Source organism: Maribacter sp. 4G9, assembly GCF_002742265.1.
Lineage (GTDB): Bacteria > Bacteroidota > Bacteroidia > Flavobacteriales > Flavobacteriaceae > Maribacter.
The window spans coordinates 1-2,186 of the sequence record NZ_MDGL01000074.1; the positions used below are offsets into that span (position 1 = coordinate 1).

At 49.6% G+C, this 2,186-nt stretch carries 2 protein-coding genes; both read right to left on the reverse strand.

Annotated elements, in window-relative coordinates; genetic code table 11:
- A partial coding sequence (locus tag BFP75_RS09875; protein WP_099545167.1) for an ATP-binding protein occupies positions 1-646 on the reverse strand: 646 nt, incomplete at its 3' end.
- A 24-nt stretch (positions 647-670) separates the two neighbouring features.
- The gene (gene istA / locus BFP75_RS09880; protein WP_240531757.1) at positions 671-2,179 is read right to left on the reverse strand and encodes an IS21 family transposase; all 1,509 of its coding nucleotides are present in this window, start codon (positions 2,177-2,179) and stop codon (positions 671-673) included.
- Positions 2,180-2,186 lie beyond the last annotated feature (7 nt).

Genomic DNA, 2,186 nt, shown 5'->3' on the forward strand with positions numbered 1-2,186 from the left:
CCAGTGTTTTCTCCCCGATAATGTCGTGCCACTTTGATACGGGCAATTGTGATGCTATTATAGTGGATTTTTTGCCGTGCCTGTCCTCGATGATCTCCATAAGTGCATGCCTATTGATGTTGTCCAATGGTTTAAGGCCGAAGTCATCCAAGATGAGCAAGTCCTGTTTTTCAAGTTTGTTTATCTGTCTTGGATAGGAACCGTCGGCCTTTGATGTCTTGAGCAGGGTAAAGAGCTTTGCTGTATTGAAGTACATCGTTTTTGACCCCATGGAACAGGCCTGGTGGCCGATGGCCGAGGCCAGATAACTTTTGCCCACGCCGGTACTACCGGTAATAAGTATGTTCTCCCTTTTTTGGATGAACCCGCAGGAACCTAGCCGCCGGACCAGATTCTTGTCCAGTTGGCGTGACGGTCGGTAATCTATAGCCTCCATGACGGCCGAATACCTGAACCTTGCGGACTTGGTCAATCGCTCTATCCTACGGTTATGACGGTCGTCCCATTCGCACTGGACGAGATAGGCAATCAGTTCATCGTTGGTGTAACCGGTGGACGGACCGCCGGTTTCCATTGTTGTGGTAAAGGCCCTGTGCATTCCATAGAGCCTCATTTCTTTCATCAATTGCATTGTTTTTTCGTTCATATGTTCTGTTTTTAAGTATTGTTCCTATTCGTAGTATTTTCCTCCCCTTATGTTGTTGTGCTCGGGCATTTCCATGTCCCCGTCGATACCTTCATCGATCTGGTCCCACCCCTTTTTCAGGATGCGCTCGACCATATTGTAATTGTACGCACCATATTCCGCGGCACGCCCACAGGCACGGTCAAGACGTTCCCTTCCGTACTTTTTGGCAAGGTGGAGCACGCCCAGACAGGACTTATAGGATTGTTCCGGGTGTTGCTTCTTCTCCAGGATGGCAATGATGTACCCTTTACAGTGTCCGCCGATATTGCTTGCCCAATCGATGAACTTTTCACTGCTCCACTCGCTTATGAAACGATGGTGCGAGGGCATATGGTCGGCCAAGGTGGTATAGCCGTATTTCTTCCTGTTCCTTGTGTGTACGGCGAACCTTTCGTGCTTATGGTAGATCTCGACGATGTTGTCGGTATAGACCAGCTTGACCTGTTTGCCTATATGCCTGTAGGGCACGCTGTAGTAATGCTTGTCCTTCCCAAAATAAATATGGCTGTTCTTGTGTACGGTGGCCTGGGCATAGCGTTTTACCTCATAGCGTTTCGCCGGTAACGGCATCAGTTCGTCCTTCTCGATTTCCATAAAAAGCGAACACCTGGAATATTCCCTTCCCCTGAACGACATTGCGTTGTGTTTTTCCAACAGTTCCCTTATCGCGATGTTGATATCGGCCATGCCATGGAAGACCTGGTTGCGTAAAGGGGCGAACACCCTGGTGTAGATTATCTTCACGGCGTTCTCCACTATGGCCTTGTCCCTTGGTCTATAGGTACGTGTGGGCAGTACTGCCGTTTCGTAGTGTTCGGCAAAGTCGGCGAAAACCTCGTTGACCTTGGGCTCGTAACGGCTGCTCTTGGTAACCGCCGACTTAAGGTTGTCGGGCACCAGGGCCTTTGGTACGCCGCCATAGAACCACAGTGCGTTCTCGGTGCAGCGGATGAAGTCCTCCAGTTTTTGGCTTGCACAGGCCTCTACATAAGTGTATTGGCTGCTACCGAGTATACACACGAATACCTCCAGTTCCTTCAGTTCACCGGTGTCCCTGTCAACAATGTGGAGTTTCTTTCCCGTGAAGTCTATAAAGAGCTTGTCGCCGGCCTTGTGCTCCATGTGCATTACCGGCGAGGTCTCCTTGCGCCATTCGGCGTACCAGTACTTGAACTGTGAGAGTTTGAAGCCATCGGGATGCTTGGCATAATATTCCTCCCAGAGCAACTGTCGGGTAACCCCGGTCTTTCTTATTTCCTTGTCAAAATAGGGAAAGTACTGCCTTAAGGTCAGTAAACGTTGGCTCTTGCGCTTTTGCCCGTCCTTAAAAAGATTGTGGAGTTCCTCTAGGGTCATCTTCTCCACTTCGTAGGCCGTAAAACGGTACCGCTTGAAGAATTCGATGTACTTCCTGACCGTGACACGGGATATGCCCAATTGTTGGCTTATCCCACGCTTGCTCGTACCGGAGGTGTACAGTTTGTAAATCAGTTTTGTT